This is a genomic window from Streptomyces sp. HUAS 15-9 (assembly GCF_025642155.1).
Classification (GTDB): Bacteria; Actinomycetota; Actinomycetes; order Streptomycetales; family Streptomycetaceae; genus Streptomyces.
The window spans coordinates 6,128,149-6,153,178 of sequence record NZ_CP106798.1; the positions used below are offsets into that span (position 1 = coordinate 6,128,149).

Genomic DNA, 25,030 nt, shown 5'->3' on the forward strand with positions numbered 1-25,030 from the left:
GCCTAGCCATCGGCCAGGAACTCCGCCTAGCCATCGGCCAGGAACTCCGCCAGCACCGGTGCCAGGACGTCCGGGTCGACCATGTGGGTCTGGCCCTCCAGGGTGCGGTACGTCCCCTCGGGGACCGCTTCCGCCACCGCCCGTGCCGCCTCGCGCAGCCAGGAAGGGCTCGCACCGCCCGCGACCGTCAGCACGGGCACGGTGATCGCGGCGAGCCGCTCCCGGGGCACCAGGCCGTCGCCCATCGCGGCGTCGTCGTACGCCAGCGTCGGGGCGATCGCCTCCATGTCGGCCCACATCGGGGACCGGCGGGCGCCCTGGATCATCGCCTCGGCCAGGCCCGTCAGCCGCAGGAAGTGCTCCACCGCGTCTCCCCTGTGGCCCTGCGCGAGCGCCTCGGTCAGGTTCCGGGTGTACTCCGCCCGCTCCTCGGCGCCGCCCTCGTAGACGGCGAACGGCGGCTCGTACACGGCCACCTGACTGACCGGCAGCCCGCTCGCCGCCGCCTCCAGCGCCAGTGCGCCGCCCGACGAGATGCCGTACAGCGCCGCTTCCCCGCCCACGGCCTCGATCAGCGCCGCCAGGTCCTCCACCTCGCGGGCGACGGCGTACGGCGCCGTGTCCCCGCTTGCGCCGCGTCCCCGCCGGTCGTACGGGACGACCGTGAAGCGCCCGGCGAGCCGTGCGGCCAGCGGGGCCAGCGTGGCGCCCGTGGACATCGCACCGCTCACAAGGACGACCGCCGGACCCTGCCCGCCGCGCTCGTACGCGATCCGGGTGCCGTCGCGCGAAATGATCTGCTTGTCCATGCCTGAGGAGACTGCCATCGGGCACGCGACTAATCGGTCACGACACCGCGCGTGTCTCCTCCTGGACCTCCACGTCGTAGAAGCACAGGTGGTCCTTGATCTGCGCGACCCCGTCCTTGGGCTCGGGATAGGACCATACGAGGTCGGGGGCGTCCGGCAGGGACCAGTAGGACGCCGTCCCCTTGAAGGGACAGACGGTGTGGGTTTCGGAGGGGGTGAGGAGGTCGAGGCGCACGTCCTCGGCCGGGATGTAGTAGCGCACGGGACAGCCGGTCTCGCGCAGCACCAGGGGGCGCCGGCTCTCCGCCAGCACCAAGTCCCCGCGCACCACGCGTACGGGCCGGTCGCCCTGCTCGATCGTGATCGTGTGTCCATCGGCCATACCTGGAAAGCGCTCGCGGGCCCCCGGTTCTTCCCGCCTAGGCTGACCTCATGCGTATCTGTGTCTTCCTCTCCTCCGCCGACCTCGACGACCGCTACACGCGTCCCGCGCGCGAGTTCGCGAAACTGATCGGCAAGGGGGGCCACACGCTGGTGTGGGGTGGGTCCGACGTCGGTCTGATGAAGGTCGTCGCCGACGGCGTCCAGGAGGCGGGCGGCAGACTGCTCGGCGTCTCCGTGGGGTTTCTCGCGGCCAAGGCGCGGCCCGGCGCCGAGATGGTGATCGCCAAGGACCTGGCGGAGCGCAAGCGGCTGCTGCTGGAGCAGGCCGACGCGGTGGTGGTCATGGTGGGCGGCACCGGGACGCTGGACGAGGCCACCGAGATCCTGGAGCTGAAGAAGCACGGGCACACGGACAAGCCCGTCGTCCTGCTCAACACCGAAGGCTTCTACGACGGCCTGAAGGAGCAGTTCCGCCGGATGGAGGACGAGGGCTTCCTGCCCCGCCCGCTCACCGACCTGGTGTTCTTCGCGGACGAGCCCGTGGGCGTACTGGCGTACCTGGAGGAGAGCCTGGGCGTGCGGTGATGCGAGCATGGCGGACATGGCTACTCATGTGATCACCGGCGCGGGCTCCGGCATCGGCGCGGCCGTGGCCCGCCGTCTGCACGCGCGCGGGGACGAACTCGTGCTTCACGCGCGCGACGCGGGCCGGGCGAAGGAACTGGCCGCCGAGTACCCGGGGGCGCGCACCCTGGTCGGCGACCTCTCCGACCCGGACAAGCTCTCCTGGGCCTTCTCCCACCAGACGCTCCCCGACCGCGTGGACTCGCTGCTGCACATCGCCGGGGTCGTCGACCTGGGCGACGTCGGTGACCTCACCCCCAAGTCCTGGCGCCACCAGCTCAACGTCAACCTGGTCGCCCCCGCCGAGCTGACCCGCCACTTCCTGCCCCAACTGCGCGCCGCCCGCGGTCACGTGGTCTTCGTGAACTCCGGCGCGGGCCTGAGCGCCCACGCCGGCTGGTCCGCGTACGCCGCCTCCAAGCACGGCCTCAAGGCCCTGGCCGACTCCCTGCGCCACGAGGAGCACGGCAACGGCGTCCGCGTCACCTCCGTCTACCCCGGCCGCACCGCCAGCCCCATGCAGGCCAAGGTCCACCAGCAGGAGGGCAAGGACTACGACGCCTCCCACTGGATCGACCCCGAATCGGTGGCGACGACGATCCTGCTGGCCATCGACCTGCCCAGGGACGCGGAGATCAACGACCTGACGGTGCGCCCCGGGCGATGAACGCGCACGCCGACGACGTCCGGGCCTGGCTGGACGAGGTCTGGGACCGCACCGAGGCCGCGCTGATCCTGCGGGGCGGCGACGGCGCCGGGCCGCTCGGCCGTCGCCCGGTGCCGGCCGAGATCTACGACGACGACGCCCTCGCGGAGCTGTGCGTCCTGACCACGACCGGCGACTTCACGGGCGACATCTGCCGCTGCCTCGGCAGCCTGACCGTCGCCCTGCTGGACGCTGAGGGCGAGTTCCTCGGCGGCGGGAGCTTGCATGGGGAGGCCGTCGCCCGGGAGCGCGGCCGCTTTCGCAATGACCTCACGGTCGCCGATCCGGCCGGGCTGCTCGCGTTCCTGGAACGGCACGTGGCACACCCGTTGAAGCCACCCCCGGTGGAATACGTAGGCTTTCGGGGTGAGTGAAAACAGCCAGTTCAGGTTCGGCGCCGCCACCGGGGTCGGGTCCATGCCCGGTGATGACGCGCGGGAGGCCGCCAAGACCGTCACCGGGTCCTTCGAGGACTTCCCGTTCCTGCCCGAGCTGCCGGCCCGCGGACCCGGCGCGGACATGATCGGCCGTACCGCCGGAATGCTCGTCGAGCTGTACGCGCGCGTGGAGCCCAGCGGCTGGCGGATCGGCGACCGGCCGGGCCGGGACACCAAGCGGGCCCGCTCCTGGCTCGGGGAAGACCTCGACGCCCTTGAGGAGTTCACCCAGGGGTACGAGGGCCCGCTGAAGGTGCAGGCCGTCGGCCCGTGGACGCTGGCCACCGCCGTCGAGCTGAAGAACGGCGAGGCCGCCCTCTCCGACCCCGGCGCCTGCCGCGACCTCGCCGCCTCCCTCGCCGAGGGCCTGCGCCTGCACCTCGCCGAGGTACAGCGCCGCGTCCCGGGCGCACGGCTCGTCCTGCAGCTGGACGAGCCCTCCCTCACCGCCGTACTGCGCGGCCAGGTCAAGTCCGCCAGCGGCTACCGGACCCACCGGGCCGTGGACCGGCAGATCGTCGAGGCCGCCCTCCGCGACCTCGTCGCGGTGCACCGCACCGGCCCGGTCGTCGTCCACTCCTGTGCCCCGGACGTGCCCATCGCCCTGCTGCGCCGCACGGGTGCCGCCGCGGTCTCCCTCGACTTCTCACTCCTCACCGAGCGTGACGACGACACCATCGGCGAGGCCGTGGAAGGCGGCACGCGACTGTTCGCCGGTGTCGTGCCCGGCACGGACGGCCCGTTGTCAGACCCTGCCGGTAGCGTCATGGGTGTCAGGACGCTGTGGCGCAGGCTGGGGCTGCATCCGGGGCTTCTCGCGGAGGCGGTCACCATCACCCCCTCGTGCGGCCTCGCGGGCGCTTCCCCCGCGTACGCACGCAAGGCTCTCGCCCATTGCGTCCGGGCGGCGAGATCACTTGCGGACAACCCAGAGTAACGGGAGGACAACACGGTGGCCGGCGACAAGCAGCAAGCGGAGACGGCGGTGCCCGCCGAGGCACGGGAGCGGCACGCGCAGCTCGCCGAGCAGATCGAGGAGCACCGCTTCCGGTACTACGTGAAGGACGCTCCCGTCGTCAGCGACGCGGAGTTCGACCGACTCCTGCGCACCCTGGAGGCGTTGGAGCAGGAGTACCCCGAGCTGCGCACGCCCGACTCCCCGACCCAGAAGGTCGCGGGGGCGTACGAGACGGAGTTCACCTCCGTCGAGCACCGCGAGCGCATGCTGTCGCTCGACAACGCCTTCAACGACGACGAACTGGCCGCCTGGGCCGAGCGCGTCGCCAAGGACGTCGGCACCTCCGACTACCACTTCCTGTGCGAGCTCAAGGTCGACGGCCTCGCCGTCAACCTCACCTATGAGCACGGCCGCCTCACGCGCGCGGCGACCCGCGGCGACGGCCGCACCGGCGAGGACATCACCCCCAACGTCCGTACGATCGCGGAGATCCCGGACCGGCTGACGGGTGACCAGGTCCCCGATCTCGTGGAGATCCGCGGCGAGGTCTACTTCCCGATGGAGAAGTTCCTCGAGCTCAACGAGCGCCTGGTCGCGGCCGGTGACAAGCCCTTCGCCAACCCGCGCAACGCGGCGGCCGGTTCACTGCGCCAGAAGGACCCGCGGGTCACCGCCTCCCGCCCGCTGCACATGGTCGTCCACGGCATCGGCGCGCTGGCGGGCTACGGGGGCCTCACCCGCCTCTCGCAGGCCTACGACCTGCTCAAGACCTGGGGCCTGCCCACCTCTCCGCACAACAAGGTGGTCGACGACCTCGACGGCGTACGGGAGTTCATCGCGTACTACGGCGAGAACCGGCACTCCGTGGAGCACGAGATCGACGGTGTGGTCGTCAAGCTCGACGAGATCCGCCTCCAGGGCCGGCTCGGCTCGACGGCCCGCGCGCCGCGCTGGGCGATCGCGTACAAGTACGCGCCGGAGGAGGTCAACACCAAGCTGATCGACATCAAGGTCGGCGTCGGCCGCACCGGCCGCGTCACGCCGTACGCCCAGGTCGAGCCGGTCACGGTCGCCGGCTCCGAGGTCGAGTTCGCCACCCTGCACAACCAGGAGGTGGTCAAGGCCAAGGGCGTGCTCATCGGCGACACGGTGGTGATCCGCAAGGCCGGTGACGTGATCCCGGAGATCCTCGGCCCGGTCGTCGACCTGCGCGACGGCAGCGAGCGCGAGTTCGTGATGCCCGCCGAGTGCCCCGAGTGCGGGACGGCCCTGCGGCCCATGAAGGAGGGCGACATCGACCTCCGCTGCCCCAACGCCCGTACCTGCCCGGCCCAGTTGAGGGAGCGTGTCTCCTACCTCGCGGGCCGCGAGTGCCTGGACATCGAGCACTTCGGCGAGGTGGCGGCGGCCGCGCTCACCCGGCCGCTGGAGCCGGCCGACCCGCCGCTGGCCGACGAGGGTGACCTGTTCGACCTCACGGTGGACAAGCTGCTGCCCATCAAGGCGTACGTCCTCGACCCGGACAGCGGACTGCCCAAGCGGGACCCCAGGACGGGCGAGGACAAGGTCGCCACGGTCTTCGCCAACAAGGAGGGCGGGCCGAAGAAGAACACCCTCGCGCTGCTGGCCAACATCGAGGCCGCCAAGGAGCGGCCGCTCGCCCGGTTCCTGAACGGGCTGTCGATCCGGCACGTCGGCCCGGTCGCGGCGCAGGCCCTCGCGCGTGAGTTCCGCTCCATCGACCGCATCGAACAGGCGAGCGAGGAGGAGCTGGCGCGCATCGAGGGCGTCGGCTCGACCATCGCCGCCGCGCTCAGAGAATGGTTCGCCGAGGACTGGCACCGCGAGATCGTCCGCAAGTGGAAGGCCGCCGGAGTCCGGCTGGAGGACGAGACGTCCGGCGAGGAGGAGGGCCCGCGTCCGCTGGAAGGGCTTACCGTCGTCGTCACCGGCACCCTGGAGAACCACACCCGCGACGGCGCCAAGGAGGCGCTGCAGAGCCGCGGAGCGAAGGTAACCGGTTCGGTGTCGAAGAAGACGTCTTTCGTCGTCGTGGGGGAGAACCCGGGATCGAAGTACGACAAGGCCATGCAGCTCAAGGTGCCGGTGCTCGACGAGGACGGCTTCGGCGTCCTGTTGGAGCAGGGACCGGAGGCTGCGGCCGAAGTCGCCCTTCCGACCGGGGAGTAGCGGTTGAAGGCCACCCGATCGGTGCATATCAGATGCATACGGGTGGCTGGGGCGCATTCGGGCAACCGTGGACGACCGCTGCCCGTGGAAGCCTTCTGCGGCCTACTGTTGAGATGTGCGCCTGCCGTGCCCAGCTGCGGTCGGGGCATCCCCGTGCTCTTGATGAGCACGGGGAAGGGTTTTCCAACGCGGAGCCGTTGATGGTCGTCGGGCATCGGACCGCGTGGCGTGGGCACCGCCGGCTGTGAGAGGGACGGGAATGGAACCGACCGAGAGCGCCGCCCCTGACGCACGGCTGCGCCTGCGCCTGAAGATGGGCGCCTGGCGCGGGAGCCGGTGGACGGGACGGGCCGCGGAGCGGGCGGGCGCGGCGGTCCGCGCCGCGGGACCGCGTGTCGCGACGGACCCGCTCGGCCCCGCCCCCTGGCCATCGAGGCCGCCCCGGAACTCCCGGGCGCGGACCACGAACGCCGACTGTCCTGGCCCGCGCTGCCCGCGGCCGTCGTCGCGGCCGCCGGGTTCGCGCTGGGCGCCGGCTTCCTGCAGGCGTTCACCGACGGTCACGCCCTCTTCCCGTCCGGCACGGTCGGCTGGTCGCTGGCCGTGCTGACCGGCATCATCGTCGGCCACCTCGTCATGCTCGGCCGCTCCCGCTGGTGGGGCGGCACCGGCTCCGGCGCCGCCCTCACCCTCGCCGTACTCCTGCTCTACGGCTGGGTGCCCGCCGGCATGGTCAGCCTCACCGTCGTCGTCCTGGTCGGCACAGCCCGCCGCAACCGCTGGCGACAGGGCGTGCTGCAGGGCGCGGTGGACATCCTCGGCATCGGCGCCGGCGCCCTGGTGCTGGGCGCCTTCGGTCGCGTACCGACCGTCGAGTCGCCCTGGAACCCCGACAGCTGGACCTTCGCCACCGCCCCCGAGGTCGTCCTCGTCGCGGCCGCCTATCTCGCCGTCACCCGCGGTCTGCTGTGGTTCCTGCACGCCCCGCGCGGCGGCGGACTGCCCACCGTCGCCCGGACGGCCCTGGTCAGACAGGGCCTGGTCGCGGTCGCGCTGCTCGGCATCGCACCCCTGGTCTGTGTGGTCGCCGACGCCCAGCCGGTCCTGCTCCCGCTGTTCTCCATCCCCCTCGTCGCCCTCGACTCCACCCTGTGGATAGCCCGGGCCCGGGCGGAGGAGCAGCTGCGCGACCCGCTGACGGGCCTGCCCAACCGGCAGTGGCTCCTGGAGCGGATCTGGACGGCCCTCGACGACGCCGAACGCATCGGCGCCCGGGCCGCCCTGATGCTCATCGACCTCGACCGCTTCCGCTCGGTCAACGACACCCTCGGTCATCTCGCCGGTGACCGGCTGCTGCTGCAGATCGCCGACCGGCTGCGGTTGGCACTGCCCCGCGGTGCGGAGGCCGCCCGGCTCGGCGGCGACGAGTTCGCCGTCTTACTGCCCGTCGCCGACTCCACGACGTCGGCGACCCGGGTCGCCCGCGGCCTGGTGGCCGCCCTCAGCTCCCCGCTCGACCTCGACGGACTCACCCTGGTCCTGGAGGCCAGCGCGGGTGTCGCCGTCTTCCCCGACCACGCCCTGGACGCCGAAGGGCTGCTGCGCCGGGCGGACGTGGCCATGTACCAGGCGAAGCGGGACCGTACGGGCGTCGAGGTGTACGAGTCGAAGCGGGACTCCAACACCCCGGACCGGCTCGGCCTGCTCGGCGATCTGCGCCGGGCCCTGGACGCGCACGAGGTCCAGCTGCACTACCAGCCCAAGGTCCGCTTCGACGGCCAGGTCGCCGGGCTCGAGGCGCTGGTCCGCTGGGTGCACCCCGAGCGCGGCAAGGTGCCGCCGGACGAGTTCATAGCGATCGCCGAGTCCTCGGGGCTGATGCCCCATCTGACGGAGTACGTGCTGGAGACGGCGCTCGCGCAGGTCGCCCGGTGGCGCGCTCAGGGCCTGTGCGTGCCGGTCGCGGTCAACGTCTCCCCGCGTGACGTCCACACGCCCGGCTTCGCCGGATCCGTGGCCGCGCGGCTCGCCCGGCACGGCGTTCCGGCGGGAGCGCTCCAACTGGAGATAACGGAGCACGTGCTGCTGGAGGACCCGCAGCGGGCCGCCGACACCCTCGCCGGGCTGACCGGGCACGGCGTGAAGATGTCGCTGGACGACTTCGGCACCGGCTACTCCTCGCTGGTGCATCTGCGCCGGCTGCCGGTCAGCGAACTGAAGATCGACCGCTCGTTCGTCGCCCGGCTGGCCGTGGACACGGAGGACGCGGAGATCGTGCGGTGCACGGTCGACCTGGCGCACTCCCTCGGGCTGCTGGTCGTCGCCGAGGGCGTCGAGGACGACGAGACCTGGGAGCGGCTGCGCGACCTGGGGTGCGACGCCGTACAGGGCTGGCTGGTCGCCGCGGCGATGCCGCCGGAGGAGACCACGGCGTGGCTGCGTGCCCGCGGCTCGCGGGGCTGGCAGCGTCCGAGGGCAGCCCTCCCGGCGGCCGCCGCGGACGACCCGGGGCGGATCGGCTAGCCCGGCACGGCCGCCGCGGCCGTCGCGGGACCGGTACGGGGCCCGTACAGAAAGACGATGCCACCAGCCATGTCCCTGATCGTTCCGACATTCGACGAGACCGTGGTCGTCCGGCAGGCGGAGGCCGAGGTCGTCGGCCGTGCGCCCACCACCGTCCGGCTGCTGGCCGACAGCGGCAGTACCGGCGGGGCCCTGTCCACGCAGCGCGTCGCCCTCACCCAGGGCGCCGACGGCGCCTCCCCGCACCGCCACGACGGCTCGGCCGAGATGTTCTTCGTGCTCGACGGCGCCGCCGAACTGCTCTCCGGCGACGAGGTCGTCACCGCCGGGCCCGGGGACCTGGTCGTCGTCCCGCCCGGCAGGCCGCACGCCTTCGCCGCCGTCCCCGGCTGCGACGCCGACCTGCTCATCGTCATCACGCCGGGCGTCGAGCGCTTCGAGTACTTCCGTCATCTGCGGCGCATCGCCCTCGGCGAGGCCACCCCGGAGAGCCTTCTGGGGGTGCAGGACCTGTACGACAACCACTTCCTGCGCAGCCCGGCCTGGGACGCCCACCGCCGAGGGCCCGAGCGCTGAGCAAACCGTTTAACGGTCTTCGCACCCCGCCCCATAGGATTGGGCCCAAACCACAAACTCTCACCCCAGAGGATCGCTGCATGCCTGGCATCACGCGCGAGGAGGTCGCCCACCTCGCCCGGCTGGCGCGTCTGGAGCTGAAGCCCGAAGAACTCGAACACTTCGCAGGCCAGCTGGACGACATCATCGGCGCGGTCGCACGCGTCAGCGAGGTCGCCGACCAAGACGTACCGCCGACCTCTCACCCGCTCCCGCTGACGAACGTCATGCGCGCGGACGAGGTCCGTCCCTCGCTCACCCCCGCGCAGGCGCTCTCCGGCGCCCCGGCCCAGGAGCAGCAGCGTTTCAAGGTGCCGCAGATCCTGGGGGAGGACTGATCCATGACGGACATCATCAAGCTCACGGCCGCCGAGACCGCGGAGAAGATCGCCTCCGGTGAGCTCACGGCCGTCCAGGTCACCGAGGCCCACCTCGCCCGGATCGAGGCCGTCGACGAGAAGGTGCACGCCTTCCTGCACGTCGACCGCGAGGGCGCCCTGGCGCAGGCCCGTGCCGTCGACGAGAAGCGGGCGAAGGGGGAGAAGCTCGGGCCGCTGGCCGGCGTTCCCCTCGCGCTCAAGGACATCTTCACCACCGAGGGCGTTCCGACGACCGTCGGTTCGAAGATCCTCGAGGGCTGGATCCCGCCGTACGACGCGACGCTCACCAAGCGGCTGAAGGCCGCCGACGTGGTCATCCTCGGCAAGACCAACATGGACGAGTTCGCCATGGGGTCCTCGACGGAGAACAGCGCCTTCGGGCCCACCGGCAACCCCTGGGACCTCACCAAGATCCCCGGCGGTTCCGGCGGCGGCTCCAGCGCCGCCCTCGCCTCCTTCCAGGCCCCGCTCGCCATCGGCACCGACACCGGCGGCTCCATCCGTCAGCCGGCCGCCGTCACCGGCACGGTCGGTGTGAAGCCGACCTACGGCGCGGTCTCCCGGTTCGGCATGGTCGCCTTCTCGTCCTCCCTCGACCAGGGTGGGCCCTGCGCCCGTACGGTCCTGGACGCGGCGCTGCTGCACGAGGTGATCGCCGGACACGACCCGCTCGACTCCACCTCCATCGACGCCCCGGTGCCGCCGGTGGTCGAGGCCGCCCGCAACGGCAGCGTCCAGGGCATGCGGATCGGTGTGGTCAAGCAGTTCCGCGGCGAGGGCTACCAGGCCGGCGTCATCCAGCGCTTCGACGAGTCCGTCGAACTGCTGAAGGAGCTGGGCGCCGAGATCGTCGAGCTGGACTGCCCGTCCTTCGACCTCGCCCTGTCGGCGTACTACCTGATCGCCCCGTCCGAGTGCTCGTCCAACCTCGCCCGCTTCGACGGCCTGCGCTACGGCCTGCGGACCGGCGACGACGGCAGCCACTCGGCCGAGGAGGTCACCTCCCTCACCCGTGAGGAGGGTTTCGGCCCCGAGGTCAAGCGCCGCATCATGCTGGGCACGTACGCGCTGAGCTCCGGCTACTACGACGCGTACTACGGCTCCGCGCAGAAGGTCCGCACGCTGATCACGCGCGACTTCGAGAAGGCCTTCGAGCAGGTCGACGTGATGGTCTCCCCGACGACGCCGACCACCGCCTTCGCGATCGGCGAGCGCGCCGACGACCCGATGGCGATGTACCTCGCCGACCTGTGCACCATCCCCACCAACCTGGCGGGCAACGCGGCCATGTCGCTGCCCTGCGGTCTGGCCCCGGAGGACGGCCTCCCGGTCGGTCTGCAGATCATCGCCCCGGCGCTGAAGGACGACCGTCTTTACAAGGTCGGCGCCGCTGTCGAGGCCGCGTTCGTGGAAAAGTGGGGTCACCCGCTGCTCGAGGAGGCTCCGTCGCTGTGAGCAATGCACTGTCGAAGGCCAAGGGCTTCAAGAAGTCCAAGTCCGGTACGTACCTGTCGATGGCAACGACCGCGTTCGGCGCGATCGGTGTCACCAAGCAGATCAAGAAGGCTCGCGCCGAGCACGACACGCTGCGGCTCATCGACGCCACCGTCTCCGCGGTCGCGATCGTCACCGGCCTCGCCATCCTGTACCGCGAGCTGAAGCGGCTGGGCGACGACGACGTCCTGCTGGGCTGAGAGGGAAGTTTCACCGTGACCACCACGACCGACCTGGTGTCGTACGAAGATGCGCTGGCGTCGTACGACCCCGTCATGGGCCTCGAGGTCCATGTCGAACTCGGCACCAAGACCAAGATGTTCTGCGGGTGTTCGACCGAGCTGGGCGCCGAGCCCAACTCGCAGACCTGCCCGACCTGCCTCGGCCTGCCCGGCTCGCTCCCGGTCGTCAACGCGACCGGCGTCGAGTCCGCGATCAAGATCGGTCTCGCGCTGCACTGCGAGATCGCCGAGTGGTGCCGCTTCGCCCGGAAGAACTACTTCTATCCGGACATGCCGAAGAACTTCCAGACCTCCCAGTACGACGAGCCGATCGCCTACAACGGCTACCTCGACGTACAGCTGGAGGACGGCGAGACCTTCCGCGTGGAGATCGAGCGCGCCCACATGGAGGAGGACACCGGCAAGTCGACGCACGTCGGCGGCGCCACCGGCCGCATCCACGGCGCGCAGCACTCGCTGCTGGACTACAACCGCGCCGGCATCCCGCTCATCGAGATCGTCACCAAGCCGATCGTCGGTGCCGGGGAGCGCGCTCCCGAGGTCGCCCGGGCGTACGTCCGTGAGCTGCGCGAGCTCATCAAGGCGCTCGGCGTGTCCGAGGCCCGTATGGAGATGGGCCAGATGCGCTGCGACGTGAACCTGTCGCTGATGCCCAAGGGCGGTGACAAGTTCGGCACGCGCTCCGAGACGAAGAACGTCAACTCGCTGCGTTCCGTGGAGCGCGCGGCCCGCTTCGAGATCATGCGGCACGCGGCCGTGCTCGACGGCGGTGGCAAGGTCATCCAGGAGACCCGTCACTTCCACGAGGACACCGGGTCCACGACCTCGGGCCGCGTGAAGGAGGAGGCCGAGGACTACCGGTACTTCCCGGAGCCCGACCTCGTCCCGGTGGCCCCCTCCCGCGAGTGGGTCGAGCAGATCCGCGCCGCGCTGCCGGAGATGCCGCTTGCCCGCCGCACCCGTCTGCTGGCGGAGTGGGGCATCTCGGCCACCGACATGCAGGCGATCCTCAACGCGGGCGCGCTGGACCCGATCGTCGCCACGATCGACGCCGGTGCCGGCGCGGCCTCGGCCCGCAAGTGGTGGATGGGTGAGCTGGCGCGCAGCGCCAACGAGTCGGGCAAGGCGCTCGACGAGCTGGCCATCACGCCCGAGCAGGTCGCCCGGATCGCCCACCTGGTCTCCTCCGGTGACCTGAACGACAAGCTGGCCCGTCAGGTCATCGAGGGCGTCCTCGCGGGCGAGGGCACCCCGGACGAGGTCGTCGAGAAGCGCGGTCTGAAGGTCGTCTCCGACGAGGGCGCGCTGACGGCCGCCGTCGAGGAGGCCATCGCCGGCAACCCGGGCATCGCCGACAAGATCCGCGGCGGCAAGGTGGCCGCGGTGGGCGCCCTGGTCGGCGCGGTCATGAAGGCCACCCGCGGCCAGGCCGACGCGGCCCGCGTCAAGGGGCTGATCCTGGAGAAGCTGGGCGTCGGCGAGGGCTGAGTCCCGCGTGTGGTACGGCCCCGGAGGCGTCGCCTCCGGGGCCGTACGGCTATCTACGGCGTCCCACGACCCGTATGAAGCCCAGTGCGCGGCCCTCGTCCGCGCGGACCATCTCGCCGACCCGGCGGGCCATCGTGCGATGGAACTCCTCCGGGCTCTCCTCGGCGACCACCTCGCACCACAGCAGCCAGTCCCGCCAGCCGTCCGGCTGCCAGTCGGCCGCCTCGACCTCGACGGCCCCGCCGCGCGTCCAGTGGCGCCGCCACCAGTCGGGGGAGTGGAAGCACCAGAAGTCCGGCTCCCACCACGGCGCGAGATGCGCCGGCGGCTCCGTGCCCCGCGGCTCCTCGCGAAGTGCCGGTACGACGACGCCGATCCGTCCGCCGGGCTTCAGCAGCCGGGTCAGTGTGGGCAGATACAGGTCGTCCGTGCCGAAGTACTGGTACGCGTCGACGGAGACGATCGCGTCGAACGTCCCCTCGCCGAAGGGCAGAGCGTGCGCCTCGGCGTGCACGGGCAGCACCCGGTCGGCGACGCCGGCCTCGGCGATCCGGGCGGCGTTGTCGTCGGGCTTCACCCACAGGTCGGCGGCGACGACCTGGACGTCGTACTCCCGGGCGAGGAAGACGGAGGTCATGGCGCGGCCGCAGCCCAGGTCGAGGACGCGCGCCCCGGGGCGCAGATCCGCCAGGCCGAGCGCGGGCGCCAGCCACTCCAGCAGCCACAGGGCGTGCGGGCCCATCTGGTTCTCGATGGTCCAGCGGACGTCGTAGCGGTCGCTGCGCGGGTGGCGGGGGTCGGTCAGGCGGTCGGCCAGAGGGGTGTCAGGGTTGTCGGAGGTCGTGGATGTCTTGGATGTGGCGTCGGACATGCTGTCGGACATCGGTGAACGGGCTCCTTGAGTCCTTCGTACGGGAGAGGTATGCGGAGGAGCTCGGTCGGACCGTCGAACAACGCACCTGCTTCGGTCGGCGGCGAGGTGCCGGCTTCGGGGACCGCGGACGCCGGGACGCTAACAGCGCTTCCCGCTCCCCGCACCCGCATTGTTCAGGCACACGTACTACGCTCGCCCGCCATGAGTGGACGCACGGATTCCGATACCCGAACCGAGACGGCCGAGGTGGACGGCGCAGCCGACATGGACGACGTGGACGACGACGAAGAGGACCCCGCCGGTCAGGCGCGCCGGGCCCGCTGGACGGCGACCGGCACCGGAGCCCTGCTGTCCCTCGCGGGCCTGGCGGCGGCCCTGTTGCGCCTGAGCGGTGCCGCCCCGGTGCTCGTCCCGGCCGCCTACGCCTTCGGGGCCGCCGTGTGCACGTTCGCCGCGGTGCTCGGCTCCCGGGGCCGTACCCGCCGGGCCCTGTGGCTGCTGATCGTGGGCACGATGATCATGGCGCTGGGGGACCAGTTCGACTGAAGTGCGCGGCGGGGCGACAGAGTTCACCGAACTGTCCTGTGATGTGCCTCCCACTCTGGTGGAGAACCCCCGGAACGCGATAAACGATCACTTTCACCTGCAAGAGTGCCTTCCGATTGCTCATGCGTTCTTTGCGGGCTGTTCAGTTCATGGACGATCCTTCCCGGTCAAAGATCCTCAAATCGTCACCTGGGAGCACGTCCGTGGCAGCCCTTGCGCGTTGGTGTGTCCGGCACCGCCTGGTCGCCGTTCTGCTCTGGCTCCTCGCGTTCGGCGGGGCCACCGCGGCCGCCGCCGTCACCGGCTCCGCGTACTCCAACGACTACGAGGTGCCCGGCACCGAGTCGGGCCGCGCCGCCCAGCTGCTGCGGGAGGGCTTCCCGGGCCTCGGCGGCGACACCGACACCGTCGTCTGGCACACCACCTCGGGCACCGTCCGCGCCGCCGACGTCGAGCAGACGATGACCCGCACCCTCGACGAGATCGCCGACCTGCCCGGTGTGTCCTCCGTGACCAGCCCCTACGAGGGCCGGGGCACCCGTCGCATCAGCCACGACCGACACACCGCCTACGCCACCGTCACCTTCGCCGACCCGGCCGAGGACATCGACAAGGCCGAGGCTCTGGCCGTCGTCCGCGCCGCCAGGTCCGCCGAGGCCGACGGGCTCCAGGTCGAGCTCGGCGGCAGCGCCGTCGGGCTCACCGAGTCGTCGAGCGGGCATGTCGCCGAGGCGGTCGGCGTGGTCGTCGCCGCCGTCGTGCTGTTCCTCGCCTTCGGCTCGCTCGCCGCCTCCCTGCTGCCCATCGCCACCGCGCTGGTGGGCGTCGGCACCGCGTACGCCGTGATCGTGCTGCTCGGACACGCCATGACCGTCGCCGACTTCGCGCCCATGCTCGGCATGCTCATCGGACTGGGCGTCGGCATCGACTACGCGCTGTTCATCGTGACGCGACACCGGCGCGGGCTGAAGCGCGGCCTGACCGTCACCGAGGCCGCCACCGACGCCGTCGCCACCACGGGCCGCGCGGTCGTGTTCGCGGGCGCCACCGTTTGCATCGCCCTGCTGGGCATGCTGATCCTGCGGCTGAGCTTCCTCAACGGCGTCGCCGTCGCCGCCTCGCTGGCGGTCGTGCTCACCGTCGCGGCCTCCGTCACCCTGCTGCCCGCCCTGCTGTCCTGGATCGGACCCCGCGCCCTGAGCCGCCGGGAGCGGCGCAGGCTGGCCCGGCGCGGGCCGCGGCCGGAGCTGCCGACCGGACTGGCCGCCCGCTGGTCCGCCTTCGTCGAGCGCCACCCCAAGCTGCTCGGCACCCTCGCCGTGGCCGTCATCACGGCCCTCGCACTGCCCACGCTCTCCCTCCGCCTCGGCACGTCCGACCAGGGCAACGACCCCGAGGCGTCGACCACACGACAGGCGTACGACCTGCTCGCCGAGGGTTTCGGACCCGGCGTCAACGGCCCGCTGACCCTGGTCACCCGGGTCGACGGCGCCGCGGACCGGCTCGCCCTCGACAACCTCGACACCACGCTGCGCGAGACCGCGGGCGTCGCCTCGGCGACACCGGCCAGGTTCGACACCGGCGGCGGCACCGCCTACCTCACCGTCGTCCCCGACTCCGCGCCCCAGTCGCGGCGCACCAGCGACCTGGTCGACCGGCTGCGTACCGAGGTCCTCCCGCGCGCGGAGACCGGCACCTCGCTCGATCTACAGGTGGGTGGAGTGACCGCCGGCTACGACGACTTCGCCGCGGTGATCGTCGGCAAGCTGCCGCTGTTCGTCGGCGTCGTCATCGGACTCGGCTGCGTGCTGCTCCTGCTCGCCTTCCGCTCGCTCGGCATCCCGCTGAAGGCCGCCGCCATGAACATCGCCGCCGTCGCCGCCGCCTTCGGCATCGTCGTCGCGGTCTTCCAGTGGGGCTGGGGCAGCGAACCGCTCGGCCTCGGCCGGGCCGGCCCCATCGAGCCCTTCCTCCCCGTGATCATGGTGTCGGTCCTCTTCGGACTCTCCATGGACTACCAGGTCTTCCTGGTCAGCCGGATGTACGAGGAGTGGCTGGAGACCGGCGACAACCGGCGGGCCGTCCGCGTCGGGCTGGCCGAGACCAGCCGGGTGATCAACTCCGCCGCGGTCATCATGATCTCCGTCTTCCTCGCCTTCGTGCTCAGCGGCGACCGCGTGATCGCCATGTTCGGTATCGCGCTGGCCTCCGCGGTCGCCCTGGACGCCTTCGTCCTGCGCACCCTCCTCGTGCCCGCCCTGATGCATCTGCTCGGCGGCGCCAACTGGTGGCTCCCGCGCTGGCTGGACCGCCGTATGCCGCGGATCAGCATCGAACCGCCCGAGTGCCGCGCCGCCCATGAGAGGCTCACCGAGGCCATGGAGGAACTGACGAAGGAGCGGCGGCAGGATGTACGCGATTTCCCTGGGTGACGACGGCGCCGAACTGCGCCCCCTGGAGCCCTGGCACGCCGAGGAGTTCCTGGCGCACCTCGACCGGGGGCGGGAGTTCATCGGCCAGTACATCGGCTTCGGGGCGCGGGAGACGGACGTGGACTCCGCGCGGGCCCTGCTCACCTCCTACGCCGAGAAGCGCGCCGCGGACAGCGGCAGCCTGCACGGGATCTGGCTGGACGGGAAGCTCGTCGGCGGGGTGCTGTTCCGGACCTTCGACGCCGCGCAGGGCAACTGCGAGGCCGGCTGCTGGCTGGAGCCCGCCGCGGCCGGACGGGGACTCGTCACCCGCGCGATCACGGTCCTCATCGACTGGGCGGTCGACGAGCGCGGGATGCACCGCGTGGAGTGGTACGCGGCGACCGCCAACGGGCCGAGCATCAACGTCGCCCGGCGGCTGGGGATGACCCGGGACGCGGTGCTCCGCGAGAGCCGCCTGCACCGGGGGGTGCGGCACGACATCGAGGTGTGGTCGGTACTGGCACCCGAGTGGCGAGCGGCACGCGCGCGTGCGTCCCGCGGCGATCATTAAGGGACCTCTCAGACAGCCTCCGTACGGTGCGGGGCATGGCAACGAAGACAGACGACGGTGCCGGGACGGGCACCGAGGTGAAGAACGACAACGACGCGAAGAACGCCGATCCGGCGGTGGACGTCACCGAGGCCGAGGACCGGCCCGATGACGTGGCCGAACCCGAGACGGCCGATGAGACAGCCGATGAGACAGCTGCCGCGGAGGGCGAGGGCCCCTCGGGCGTCGGCCAGGGCGCCGCAGCCGTCGTCTCCGCCGTCCTGGGCCTCGTCTCGCTCACGGGCGGCTGGGTCGGCACCGTGGCCGCGGCCCGCGAGACCCTCATAGGCCAGCTCCGGACCGCGTCGAACGCGGCCGTCGCCCAGCAGATCAAGGAGGTGTACGGCGACGCCTGGCACACCACCGCGCTGTGGGCCGGCCTGTTCGCCCTGACCGCGCTGATCACCGGCGTCGCCGTCCTGGCCCGTCCCGCGTTCGGCACCCCCGGCAGGCCGCAGGCCCCCTGGATCAAGTCGGTCGCCTGGGCGGGCGTCTCGCTCGGCGTCATCGGCCTGCTCCTGGCCGTCCTCAAGTACTCCGACGCACTCCTCGCGCTGCCGACCACGAGCTGAATCACCCCGGTCCACAAGGGGCCTTAGGGCATCCGTAAGCACCTTACGGAGCTCCTAAGGCCCCTTACGCGCGTCCAGGGCCCGTCGCCCGCCCCAAGATGCGGAACTCTCCCGATGTGGCACACCCCCCTGGGAGACGAAGGTAGAGGCATCGCAGAGAGCGAAGCCCGAAACCGAACTCACTGGGGGACACACCGTGTTCGAGTACGAACTCCACCGATTCCGTGCCGCCGAACTGCTCCGCCGGGCCGAGCACGAGCGCCTGGCCCGCGCGGCCGTACGCGGCCGTCGCGCCGCCCGCCGAGAGGAGGAGGCCCACCGGGCCGCCACGGCCGAGGCCCATACCGACCGCCCACGCAGGCCCCGATTCGCCCGTGCCGCATGACCGTCGGGACGGGGGAGGGCGGCCGCACGGGGGTCGGCCGCCTCCTCCCGTACGGCCGTGGGGAACGTTCCCCGGTCCGCCGTACGACACCTGTCGCGTCCGGTACGACGAATGCCGTCGCCCTGTGGAAAACCGATGCCGTGCTGTCGGACCCCCGTGCGATGCTCGGACCCGTGGAGACCAGGTCCGTCAGTCCCGTTTTCGTCGGTCGTACCGATGAGTTGGCAATGCTGAACGACGCGCTCGCCCGTGCCGACGCGGGCGAGCCGCAGGCATGGGTGGTCGGTGGTGAGGCGGGTGTCGGCAAGACCCGCCTCGTCGAGGAGTTCGCCACCGCCGCCTGCCGCCGGGGCGCCGTCGTGGCGTTCGGCGGCTGTGTGGAGATCGGCGCCGACGGACTGCCGTTCGCGCCCTTCTCCACCGCGCTGCGCGCCCTGCGCCGCGCCCTGCCCGGCGAACTCGCCGCCGCGGCCGCCGGACAGGAGGAGGAACTGGCCCGGCTCCTGCCCGAGCTGGACGAGGCCGCGCCGACCCGGACCGCGGGCCGGCACGACGAGGAGGGCATGGCCCGACTCTTCGAACTCACCGCCCGCCTGCTGGAACGCGTCGCCGCCGACCGTACGGTCGTCCTCGCCCTGGAGGACCTCCACTGGGCCGACGCCTCCACCCGGCACCTCCTGTCCTACCTCCTGCGCACCCTGCGCACCGGCCGACTCGTCGTCCTCGCCACCTATCGCTCCGACGACATCCACCGCCGCCACCCGCTGCGCCCGCTGCTCGCCGAACTCGACCGGCTGCGCACCGTCCGCCGCCTCGAACTCGACCGCTTCAACCGCGCCGAGGTCGGCCGCCAGATCGCCGGCATCCTGGCCGCCGAACCGGACCCCGTCCAGGTCGAGGAGATCTTCCGGCGCTCCGACGGCAACGCCTTCTTCGTCGAGGAACTCGCCGTCGCCGCCCACGAGGGCTGTTGCACCGGACTCACCGACTCCCTGCGCGACCTGCTCCTCGTGCGCGTCGAGACGCTGCCGGAGTCCGCCCAGCGGGTCGCCCGGATCGTCGCCGAGGGCGGCTCCACCGTCGAGTACCGGCTGCTCGCCGCGGTCGCCCGGCTCGCCGAGGACGACCTCATCGAGGCGCTGCGGGCCGCCGTGAACGCCAACATCCTCATCGCCGCGCCCGGCGGCGACGGCTATCGCTTCCGCCACTCCCTGGTCCGCGAGGCCGTCGCCGACGACCTGCTGCCCGGCGAACGCTCCCGCCTCAACCGCCGCTACGCCGAAGCCCTGGAGGCGGACCCCGCACTCGTCCCCGCCGACGAGCGTGACACCCGCCTGGCCAGCTACTGGTACCAGGCCCACGACCCCGCCAAGGCCCTGCCCGCAGTCCTGGACGCCTCCGTCGCCGCCCGCCGCCGGCACGCCTACAGCGAGCAACTACGGCTTCTGGAGCGGGCGATGGAGCTGTGGGACGCCGCCCCCGAGGACATACGGGCCGCCCTGCGCCCCGTCGACTACACCGACGTCTACCCTCCCTGCGGCTGTGACCCCGCCACCTCACCCCTGCGCTTTCTGGACCTGATGGCGGAGGCCGCCGTCGCCGGGCGGCTGTGCGGGGAGCGCGAGCGCGCCCTGAAGATCACCAAGCGGGCGCTGCGCCTGCTGGAGGACGAGGACGACCGGCTGCGCGCCGCCTGGTTCTGGAACCAGCGCTCCAGCCTGGTCCAGGCGATGGGGCGCGGCGACGGCTGGCACGAACTGGCCACGGCGCAGGACCTGGTGCGCGGTCTGCCGCCCTCGGAGGTGCACGCCGAGGTGCTGAGCAGCGTCGCCAACTGGTCGATGCTGCACGAGCCGGGCCCCGAGGCCCTCGCCGCCGCCGAACGGGCCGTGGAGTACGCGCGCATGGTCGACGCCCGCGAGACGGAGCTGAACGCGCGCGTCACGCTCGGCGGCCTCATGGTCGACTCGGGCGCGGTCGAGGCGGGCCTCGCCGAGATGTTCCGGGTCAAGGAGCAGGCACTCCAGGAGGGCTTCCCCTATGTCGCCGGACGTGCCTATGTGAACCTCCCCTCCGAGCTCGAAGCGGTCGGCCGCTCCCGGGAAGCCACCCCGATCCTGGAGGAAGGCACCCGCTTCACCCGGAAGTTCGGACTGCTGGGCTCCGAGGCCTGGGTGTGGGCCAACCTCTCCAAGTCGCTGTACTCCCTCGGCCGCTGGGAAGAGGCCGCTCGTGCCGCGGCCGACGCGGCCCGCCGGGGACCGAGCGCCAAGCCGCTCGGCGCGGCCGCGATGTGCCTGGCCCATCTCGCCCTGGGCGCCGGCGACCTCGCCGAGGCGGCCCGTCAACTCGCCGCGGCTCGCCGACACTTCGGCACCCACGACCCCATGCCCCAGCAGTGGCTGCCCCTCGCCCGCACCGCTGTGGGCGTGGCCGCCGCGGAAGGCCGGCTGCTGGACGCCCGCGCCGAGCTGGAGCGGGCCCTGGAGGAGGCCTCCCGCCCGGCACGCATCGCTACGCCTGGCCCCTGCTCCTCGCCGCCGCCACCGCCGAGGCCGACGCCCGCACCCTGCCCGCCGCGGAGCCCGGCCGCGCCGAGGCCCTCGACCGGGTGCGCGACACCGCCCAGAGCCTCACCACCGGTGCACCCGTCTGGCTCGCCCACGAGAGATGGGTCCGCGCCGAACTCCACCGCGCCGAGGGCACGGACACCCCGGACATCTGGTCGGAGGTGGTCACCTCCTTCGAGTCGCTGGAGCGCCCCTACGACCTCGCGCGCGCGTACGCCGCCGCCTCGCCGAGGCCCTGCTCGCCGACGGCGGCGACGACGAGCGCGACCGGGCCACGGAACTGCTGCGCCTCGCCCGGGCCGTCGCCGACCACCTCGGCGCCCGCCCGCTGGCCGACGCCGTGGCACTCCTCGCCCAGCGCGCCCGCCTCGGCCTGACCCGCGCCCCGCGGCAGACGCCCGGCCCCGCCGACCCCGTCGAGGCGCTCGGCCTCACCAGCAGGGAACGCGACGTGCTCCGCCTGGTCTCCGCCGGCCGCACCAACCGGCAGATCGCAGAGGAACTCTTCATCTCCCCGAAGACCGCGAGCGTCCACGTGTCGAACATCCTGGGCAAGCTCGGCGTCTCAGGAAGGGGTGAGGCGGCGGCGGTGGCCCATCGGCTGGGGCTGTTTCCGTCCGGCCCGCACCGCGCCAGGACGGCGGGGTGAGTCCGACACCGTGAGGACCGGCATGGGGGAGGCGCCGTGTTCAACATCTTCGATGACCTGTTCGCACCGGGCCGTAAGCACACACGCGACGAGGCCAACAGGCTGGAGCTGACCCGGGAGGACGTGGGTGACAACGATCCCGGGCGGGGGCCGATAGACCTGGAATCCGGGAGGGTCGTGGTGCGCCGGCCCAAGCCTGCTGACGAGTCTGTGGAGGAGTAGACCGACGGTCAGCGCACCTCCAGTTCCAGGATCCGGTCGTCGCCCTTCTTCGGCGTGCCCCGGCCGTCGGTGTTGCTGGTGACCAGCCACACCTTGTGGCCGCCTGCCGCGAACACCGTGCGCAGGCGGCCGTACTCACCGGTGAGGAAGGCCTGCGTGGCCGCCGAGGCCTGCGTGCCCTTCAGGGGGATGCGCCACAGGCGCTGTCCCTTCAGGGCCGCCATCCAGATGACCCCGTCGACATGGGCGATGCCGCTCGGGGAGGCCTCGTCGGTGTGCCACTGGGCGATCGGGTTGTGGTAGGCGGGGTCGGACGACCTGCCCTCCGCCTCCGGCCAGCCGTAGTTGTCGCCGGGCTTGATCGCGTTCAGCTCGTCCCAGGTGTCCTGGCCGAACTCCGAGGCGAACAGCCGCTGTTTGTCGTCCCAGGCGAGGCCCTGCACATTGCGGTGGCCATAGGTGTACACGGGAGAGTCGGGGAACGGGTTGCCCGGGGCCGGCTCGCCCTCCGGGGTCATGCGCAGGATCTTGCCGCCCAGCGACTTCTTGTCCTGGGCGAGGCCCCGCTGCCCGCTCTCGCCGGTGCCCGCGTAGAGCATGTTGTCCGGGCCGAACGCGATCCGGCCGCCGTTGTGGATATAGCCCTTGGGGATGCCCTTGAAGATCGTGTCGGGGGCGCCCAGCTGATCACCGGCGGGCCTGTGCTCGTCGTAGATCATGCGGACGATGCGGTTGTCCGAGGCCGAGGTGAAGTACGCGTAGATCATGTGGTCCGAGGCGTAGTCGGGGGAGAGGGCGATGCCCAGGAGGCCTCCCTCGCCGGCCGCGGACACCCCGGAGACCGTGCCCAGCTCGGTCTTCTTGCCCGTCTTCTCGTCGACGCGGGTGATCGTCCCGTCGTCGCGGGAGGAGACGAGCAGCCCGCCGTCCGGCAGGGGAGCCAGGCCCCACGGGGTCTTCAGACCCTCGGCGACCGTACGCAGCACCTTCACCGAGCCCTTCGCGGGCGGGGTCGACTCGGTCGCCGACCCGGACGGGGAGCCACCGGACGCCGTCCCCTTCGGCGTCGTACTCACGCCCCCGAACGGCGCTCCCCCGCCCCCCGAGGAACAGCCGGCCGTCAGCAGGAGCGCGGCCGCGGCCAGTACGGCTGTCACAGCTCGACGTTGCACGATCATCGTCCCTTCGACGCGGCGGCCCGGCGGCAGGTCCTACTTCTCTTACACCCGCGCACACCGCCCGGGTTCCCGATCTCCGGGAATCGGAGCCCGGTCCGATGTCTCAGTCCCACGATCCCTGTGCGGGTGGCAGCTGGGCCAGTGTCGTCAGGTCTTCCGGGGTCAGGTGTACGTCGGCCGCGTCGGCGTTCTCCGTGGCCCATCGGTGGTGCTTGGTGCCGGGTACCGGGACCACGTGCCGGCCCTGGGACAGCACCCAGGCCAGCGCCACCTGCGCGGGGGTGACCTCCTCCCCGTGCCGACGGGCCACCCGGCGCAGGCCCGCGACGATCGGCTGGTTGGCGGCCATCATCTCGGCCGTGAAGCGGGGGTGGCGGGCCCGCAGGTCGTCGGGTTCGAACCCCTCGCCCGGCGTGAGCGTGCCGGTCAGGAACCCGTTGCCCAGCGGCATCGCCGCCAGGAAGCCGATGCCCCGCGCCTCGCACCACGGCAGCAGCGCGTCCAGGGCCTCCGGCGACCACACCGACAGCTCGGCCTGTACCGCGCTCACCGGGAAGACCTGCTGCACCCGCCCCAGCTGCCGGAGCGTCGCGTCGTGCAGCCGCGCTCCGGACCGGCGTCCGCCGCGCGCGCCCACCGCGCACAGACCCAGCGCCCGTACCTTCCCGGCCCGCACCAGCTCCGCCATCGCGCCCCAGGTCTCCTCGACGGGGACCTCAGGGTCGGCGCGGTGCAGCTGATAGAGGTCGATCACATCCGTCTGCAGCCTGCGCAGCGAGGCGTCGCAGGCCCGCTTCACATATCCGGGCCGCCCGTTGGCCACGATGTGCTGATCGCCCACCAGCAGGCCCACCTTCGTCGACACGAAGGCGTCGGCGCGCCGCTCCTTCAGTACCCGGCCCAGCAGCAGCTCGTTGGTGAACGGCCCGTACATGTCGGCCGTGTCCAGCAGCGTCGAGCCCAGGTCCAGCGCCCGGTGCACCGCCCTGAGCGACTCGTCCCCCCGCTGCCGCGACCCGCTGTAGGCCCAGCTCATCGGCATGCAGCCAAGTCCGACGGCCCCCACCGCGAGCGCCCCCGCGCCGATCGTCCTGCGCTCCACCTGCTCGTGAACCTCCCTGTGCCGGCCCCCAACCTAACCTCTGCCTGCCCGGGTACCTGACATAGCCTCCTGACCATGACCTCAGACGTATGGCTTCCCATTCCGCCGCAGGACATCGAGGGGCTTCCCGACGGGCTGAACTACCTGTTCTGGGACGGGGGCGAGGACGGGAATCAGGCGTTTCCCGGCGATCCCGCGGATTGTGTGGTGTACGTGGTGCCGTACATGAAGCGCCAGTCCGTCAAGGTGCGCCCCCTGGAGCCGATGCGGAACCTCCAGGTCGTCCAGACCCTGACAGCCGGCGTCGACGACGTCACCGCGCGACTGTCGTCCATCGTGCCCGGCGTCCGGCTCTGCAATGCGCGCGGTGTGCACGAGGCGAGCACCGCCGAGCTCGCGCTCGCCCTCACCCTCGCCGCCCTGCGCGGCATCCCGAAGTTCGTCCTGGCGCAGCAACAGGGGCAGTGGCAGAGCGAGTTCCACCCCGCCCTGGCCGACAAGTCCGTCCTGATCGTCGGCTACGGCTCCATCGGCTCCGCCATCGAGGACCGGCTCGTGCCCTTCGAGGTGGCGCGGGTGGCGCGCGTCGCGCGCTCCGAGCGCACCACGGCGCGCGGCCTGGTGCACCCGCTCACCGAACTGCCCGCTCTGCTTCCGGAAGCGGACGTCGTCATCCTGTCCACGCCCCTGACGGAGTCCACGATGGGCCTGGTCGACGCCGAGTTCCTGGCCCGGATGAAGGACGGGGCGCTGCTCGTGAACGTCGCCCGCGGGCCGATCGTCGACACGAAGGCCCTGCTCACGGAGCTGGAGACCGGGCGGCTCAGCGCGGCCCTCGACGTCACCGACCCGGAGCCGCTGCCCCCGGGGCACCCCCTGTGGCAGGCGCCCGGTGTGCTCATCAGCCCCCACGTCGGCGGGCCCACCTCGGCCTTCCTGCCGCGCGCGAAGCGGCTGCTGGTGGACCAGTTGCACCGGTTCGTGAACCGGGAACCCCTGCGCAACGTGATCCTTACGACGGGCTCCACCGGCGCATGACGACGAGCGCAACAGGCGTG

The 25,030-nt window shown here is 72.0% G+C and carries 23 protein-coding genes and 1 pseudogene; 19 read left to right on the forward strand and 5 right to left on the reverse strand.

The features are described from left to right. Positions 1–26: 26 nt before the first annotated feature. Both N8I87_RS28415 and N8I87_RS28420 read right to left on the reverse strand, forming a co-directional pair. Entirely contained in the window at positions 27–809 is a 783-nt protein-coding gene (locus N8I87_RS28415; protein ID WP_263213015.1) for an alpha/beta fold hydrolase, read from the reverse strand. 37 nt (positions 810–846) lie between these two features. Further along, positions 847–1,191 (reverse strand): DUF427 domain-containing protein, encoded by a 345-nt coding sequence (locus tag N8I87_RS28420; protein WP_263213016.1) that lies wholly within the window; start codon positions 1,189–1,191, stop codon positions 847–849. 50 nt (positions 1,192–1,241) lie between these two features. On the opposite strand from N8I87_RS28420, the gene N8I87_RS28425 reads away from it, so the two are divergent. From N8I87_RS28425 to gatB, 11 genes are all read left to right on the forward strand, one after another. Then, positions 1,242–1,778: an LOG family protein gene (locus N8I87_RS28425; protein ID WP_263213017.1), complete on the forward strand. Its 537-nt coding sequence runs from the start codon at positions 1,242–1,244 to the stop codon at positions 1,776–1,778. A 7-nt stretch (positions 1,779–1,785) separates the two neighbouring features. Next, complete coding sequence (locus tag N8I87_RS28430; RefSeq protein ID WP_263213018.1) at positions 1,786–2,484, forward strand: SDR family oxidoreductase; 699 nt, start codon at positions 1,786–1,788, stop codon at positions 2,482–2,484. Beyond that, the gene (locus tag N8I87_RS28435) at positions 2,481–2,897 is read left to right on the forward strand and encodes a hypothetical protein (protein ID WP_263213019.1); all 417 of its coding nucleotides are present in this window, start codon (positions 2,481–2,483) and stop codon (positions 2,895–2,897) included. The genes N8I87_RS28430 and N8I87_RS28435 overlap by 4 nt, the downstream gene beginning before the upstream one ends. Then, entirely contained in the window at positions 2,890–3,897 is a 1,008-nt protein-coding gene (locus tag N8I87_RS28440) for a methionine synthase (RefSeq protein WP_263213020.1), read from the forward strand. The genes N8I87_RS28435 and N8I87_RS28440 overlap by 8 nt, the downstream gene beginning before the upstream one ends. 15 nt (positions 3,898–3,912) lie before the next feature. Next, the gene (gene ligA, locus N8I87_RS28445) at positions 3,913–6,108 is read left to right on the forward strand and encodes an NAD-dependent DNA ligase LigA (protein WP_263213021.1); all 2,196 of its coding nucleotides are present in this window, start codon (positions 3,913–3,915) and stop codon (positions 6,106–6,108) included. A 336-nt stretch (positions 6,109–6,444) separates the two neighbouring features. Continuing rightward, a complete protein-coding gene (locus N8I87_RS28450; protein WP_411577299.1) occupies positions 6,445–8,631 on the forward strand; it encodes a putative bifunctional diguanylate cyclase/phosphodiesterase in 2,187 nt (728 codons plus the stop codon). Positions 8,632–8,700: 69 nt separating this feature from the next. Further along, positions 8,701–9,207 carry a cupin domain-containing protein gene (locus N8I87_RS28455; RefSeq protein ID WP_263213023.1) on the forward strand — a complete coding sequence of 169 codons (507 nt, stop codon included), beginning with the start codon at positions 8,701–8,703 and terminating at the stop codon, positions 9,205–9,207. A gap of 80 nt (positions 9,208–9,287) precedes the next feature. Then, positions 9,288–9,584 (forward strand): Asp-tRNA(Asn)/Glu-tRNA(Gln) amidotransferase subunit GatC, encoded by a 297-nt coding sequence (gatC, locus tag N8I87_RS28460; protein WP_067164579.1) that lies wholly within the window; start codon positions 9,288–9,290, stop codon positions 9,582–9,584. 3 nt (positions 9,585–9,587) lie between these two features. After that, on the forward strand, positions 9,588–11,081 hold the full coding sequence (gene gatA / locus N8I87_RS28465; protein WP_263213028.1) for an Asp-tRNA(Asn)/Glu-tRNA(Gln) amidotransferase subunit GatA: 1,494 nt from the start codon (positions 9,588–9,590) through the stop codon (positions 11,079–11,081). After that, complete coding sequence (locus N8I87_RS28470; protein ID WP_263213030.1) at positions 11,078–11,320, forward strand: hypothetical protein; 243 nt, start codon at positions 11,078–11,080, stop codon at positions 11,318–11,320. The genes gatA and N8I87_RS28470 overlap by 4 nt, the downstream gene beginning before the upstream one ends. Before the next feature lie 15 nt (positions 11,321–11,335). Further along, a complete protein-coding gene (gene gatB / locus N8I87_RS28475) occupies positions 11,336–12,850 on the forward strand; it encodes an Asp-tRNA(Asn)/Glu-tRNA(Gln) amidotransferase subunit GatB (protein ID WP_263213032.1) in 1,515 nt (504 codons plus the stop codon). Positions 12,851–12,899: 49 nt separating this feature from the next. Here gatB and N8I87_RS28480 read toward each other — a convergent pair whose 3' ends face one another. Further along, positions 12,900–13,721: an SAM-dependent methyltransferase gene (locus N8I87_RS28480; RefSeq protein ID WP_263216715.1), complete on the reverse strand. Its 822-nt coding sequence runs from the start codon at positions 13,719–13,721 to the stop codon at positions 12,900–12,902. 204 nt (positions 13,722–13,925) lie between these two features. On the opposite strand from N8I87_RS28480, the gene N8I87_RS28485 reads away from it, so the two are divergent. The 7 genes and pseudogenes from N8I87_RS28485 (at position 13,926) to N8I87_RS28520 (ending at position 21,692) form a co-directional block, all read left to right on the forward strand. Next, positions 13,926–14,270: a hypothetical protein gene (locus tag N8I87_RS28485; protein ID WP_263213033.1), complete on the forward strand. Its 345-nt coding sequence runs from the start codon at positions 13,926–13,928 to the stop codon at positions 14,268–14,270. Positions 14,271–14,473: 203 nt separating this feature from the next. Continuing rightward, positions 14,474–16,702, forward strand: coding sequence for an MMPL family transporter (locus N8I87_RS28490; RefSeq protein ID WP_263213035.1), 2,229 nt, complete (start codon positions 14,474–14,476; stop codon positions 16,700–16,702). After that, on the forward strand, positions 16,680–17,255 hold the full coding sequence (locus N8I87_RS28495) for a GNAT family N-acetyltransferase (protein ID WP_263213036.1): 576 nt from the start codon (positions 16,680–16,682) through the stop codon (positions 17,253–17,255). The genes N8I87_RS28490 and N8I87_RS28495 overlap by 23 nt, the downstream gene beginning before the upstream one ends. 35 nt (positions 17,256–17,290) lie before the next feature. After that, complete coding sequence (locus N8I87_RS28500; RefSeq protein WP_263213038.1) at positions 17,291–17,866, forward strand: hypothetical protein; 576 nt, start codon at positions 17,291–17,293, stop codon at positions 17,864–17,866. Positions 17,867–18,062: 196 nt separating this feature from the next. Beyond that, positions 18,063–18,251 (forward strand): hypothetical protein, encoded by a 189-nt coding sequence (locus N8I87_RS28505; RefSeq protein ID WP_263213039.1) that lies wholly within the window; start codon positions 18,063–18,065, stop codon positions 18,249–18,251. A gap of 161 nt (positions 18,252–18,412) precedes the next feature. Then, positions 18,413–21,470 (forward strand): annotated as a pseudogene (locus N8I87_RS44080) (helix-turn-helix transcriptional regulator). A gap of 36 nt (positions 21,471–21,506) precedes the next feature. After that, positions 21,507–21,692 carry a DUF6191 domain-containing protein gene (locus tag N8I87_RS28520; RefSeq protein WP_263213043.1) on the forward strand — a complete coding sequence of 62 codons (186 nt, stop codon included), beginning with the start codon at positions 21,507–21,509 and terminating at the stop codon, positions 21,690–21,692. Positions 21,693–21,700: 8 nt separating this feature from the next. Here N8I87_RS28520 and N8I87_RS28525 read toward each other — a convergent pair whose 3' ends face one another. Further along, positions 21,701–22,870: a PQQ-dependent sugar dehydrogenase gene (locus N8I87_RS28525; protein WP_411577300.1), complete on the reverse strand. Its 1,170-nt coding sequence runs from the start codon at positions 22,868–22,870 to the stop codon at positions 21,701–21,703. Positions 22,871–22,973: 103 nt separating this feature from the next. Next, on the reverse strand, positions 22,974–23,972 hold the full coding sequence (locus N8I87_RS28530) for an aldo/keto reductase (protein ID WP_263213047.1): 999 nt from the start codon (positions 23,970–23,972) through the stop codon (positions 22,974–22,976). A 75-nt stretch (positions 23,973–24,047) separates the two neighbouring features. Here N8I87_RS28530 and N8I87_RS28535 point away from each other — a divergent pair, with 75 nt between their 5' ends. Next, positions 24,048–25,010, forward strand: coding sequence for a 2-hydroxyacid dehydrogenase (locus N8I87_RS28535; RefSeq protein ID WP_263213049.1), 963 nt, complete (start codon positions 24,048–24,050; stop codon positions 25,008–25,010). Positions 25,011–25,030 lie beyond the last annotated feature (20 nt).

Bases quoted from the DNA above. Each gene is read 5' to 3' on its own strand.
- N8I87_RS28415 (WP_263213015.1), bottom strand. From the start codon at position 809: ATGGACAAGCAGATCATTTCGCGCGACGGCACCCGGATCGCGTACGAG.
- N8I87_RS28420 (WP_263213016.1), bottom strand. From the start codon at position 1,191: ATGGCCGATGGACACACGATCACGATCGAGCAGGGCGACCGGCCCGTA.
- N8I87_RS28425 (WP_263213017.1), top strand. From the start codon at position 1,242: ATGCGTATCTGTGTCTTCCTCTCCTCCGCCGACCTCGACGACCGCTAC.
- N8I87_RS28430 (WP_263213018.1), top strand. From the start codon at position 1,786: ATGGCGGACATGGCTACTCATGTGATCACCGGCGCGGGCTCCGGCATC.
- N8I87_RS28435 (WP_263213019.1), top strand. From the start codon at position 2,481: ATGAACGCGCACGCCGACGACGTCCGGGCCTGGCTGGACGAGGTCTGG.
- N8I87_RS28455 (WP_263213023.1), top strand. From the start codon at position 8,701: ATGTCCCTGATCGTTCCGACATTCGACGAGACCGTGGTCGTCCGGCAG.
- gatC (WP_067164579.1), top strand. From the start codon at position 9,288: ATGCCTGGCATCACGCGCGAGGAGGTCGCCCACCTCGCCCGGCTGGCG.
- gatA (WP_263213028.1), top strand. From the start codon at position 9,588: ATGACGGACATCATCAAGCTCACGGCCGCCGAGACCGCGGAGAAGATC.
- N8I87_RS28480 (WP_263216715.1), bottom strand. From the start codon at position 13,721: ATGTCCGACGCCACATCCAAGACATCCACGACCTCCGACAACCCTGAC.
- N8I87_RS28485 (WP_263213033.1), top strand. From the start codon at position 13,926: ATGAGTGGACGCACGGATTCCGATACCCGAACCGAGACGGCCGAGGTG.
- N8I87_RS28495 (WP_263213036.1), top strand. From the start codon at position 16,680: ATGTACGCGATTTCCCTGGGTGACGACGGCGCCGAACTGCGCCCCCTG.
- N8I87_RS28500 (WP_263213038.1), top strand. From the start codon at position 17,291: ATGGCAACGAAGACAGACGACGGTGCCGGGACGGGCACCGAGGTGAAG.
- N8I87_RS28525 (WP_411577300.1), bottom strand. From the start codon at position 22,870: ATGATCGTGCAACGTCGAGCTGTGACAGCCGTACTGGCCGCGGCCGCG.
- N8I87_RS28535 (WP_263213049.1), top strand. From the start codon at position 24,048: ATGACCTCAGACGTATGGCTTCCCATTCCGCCGCAGGACATCGAGGGG.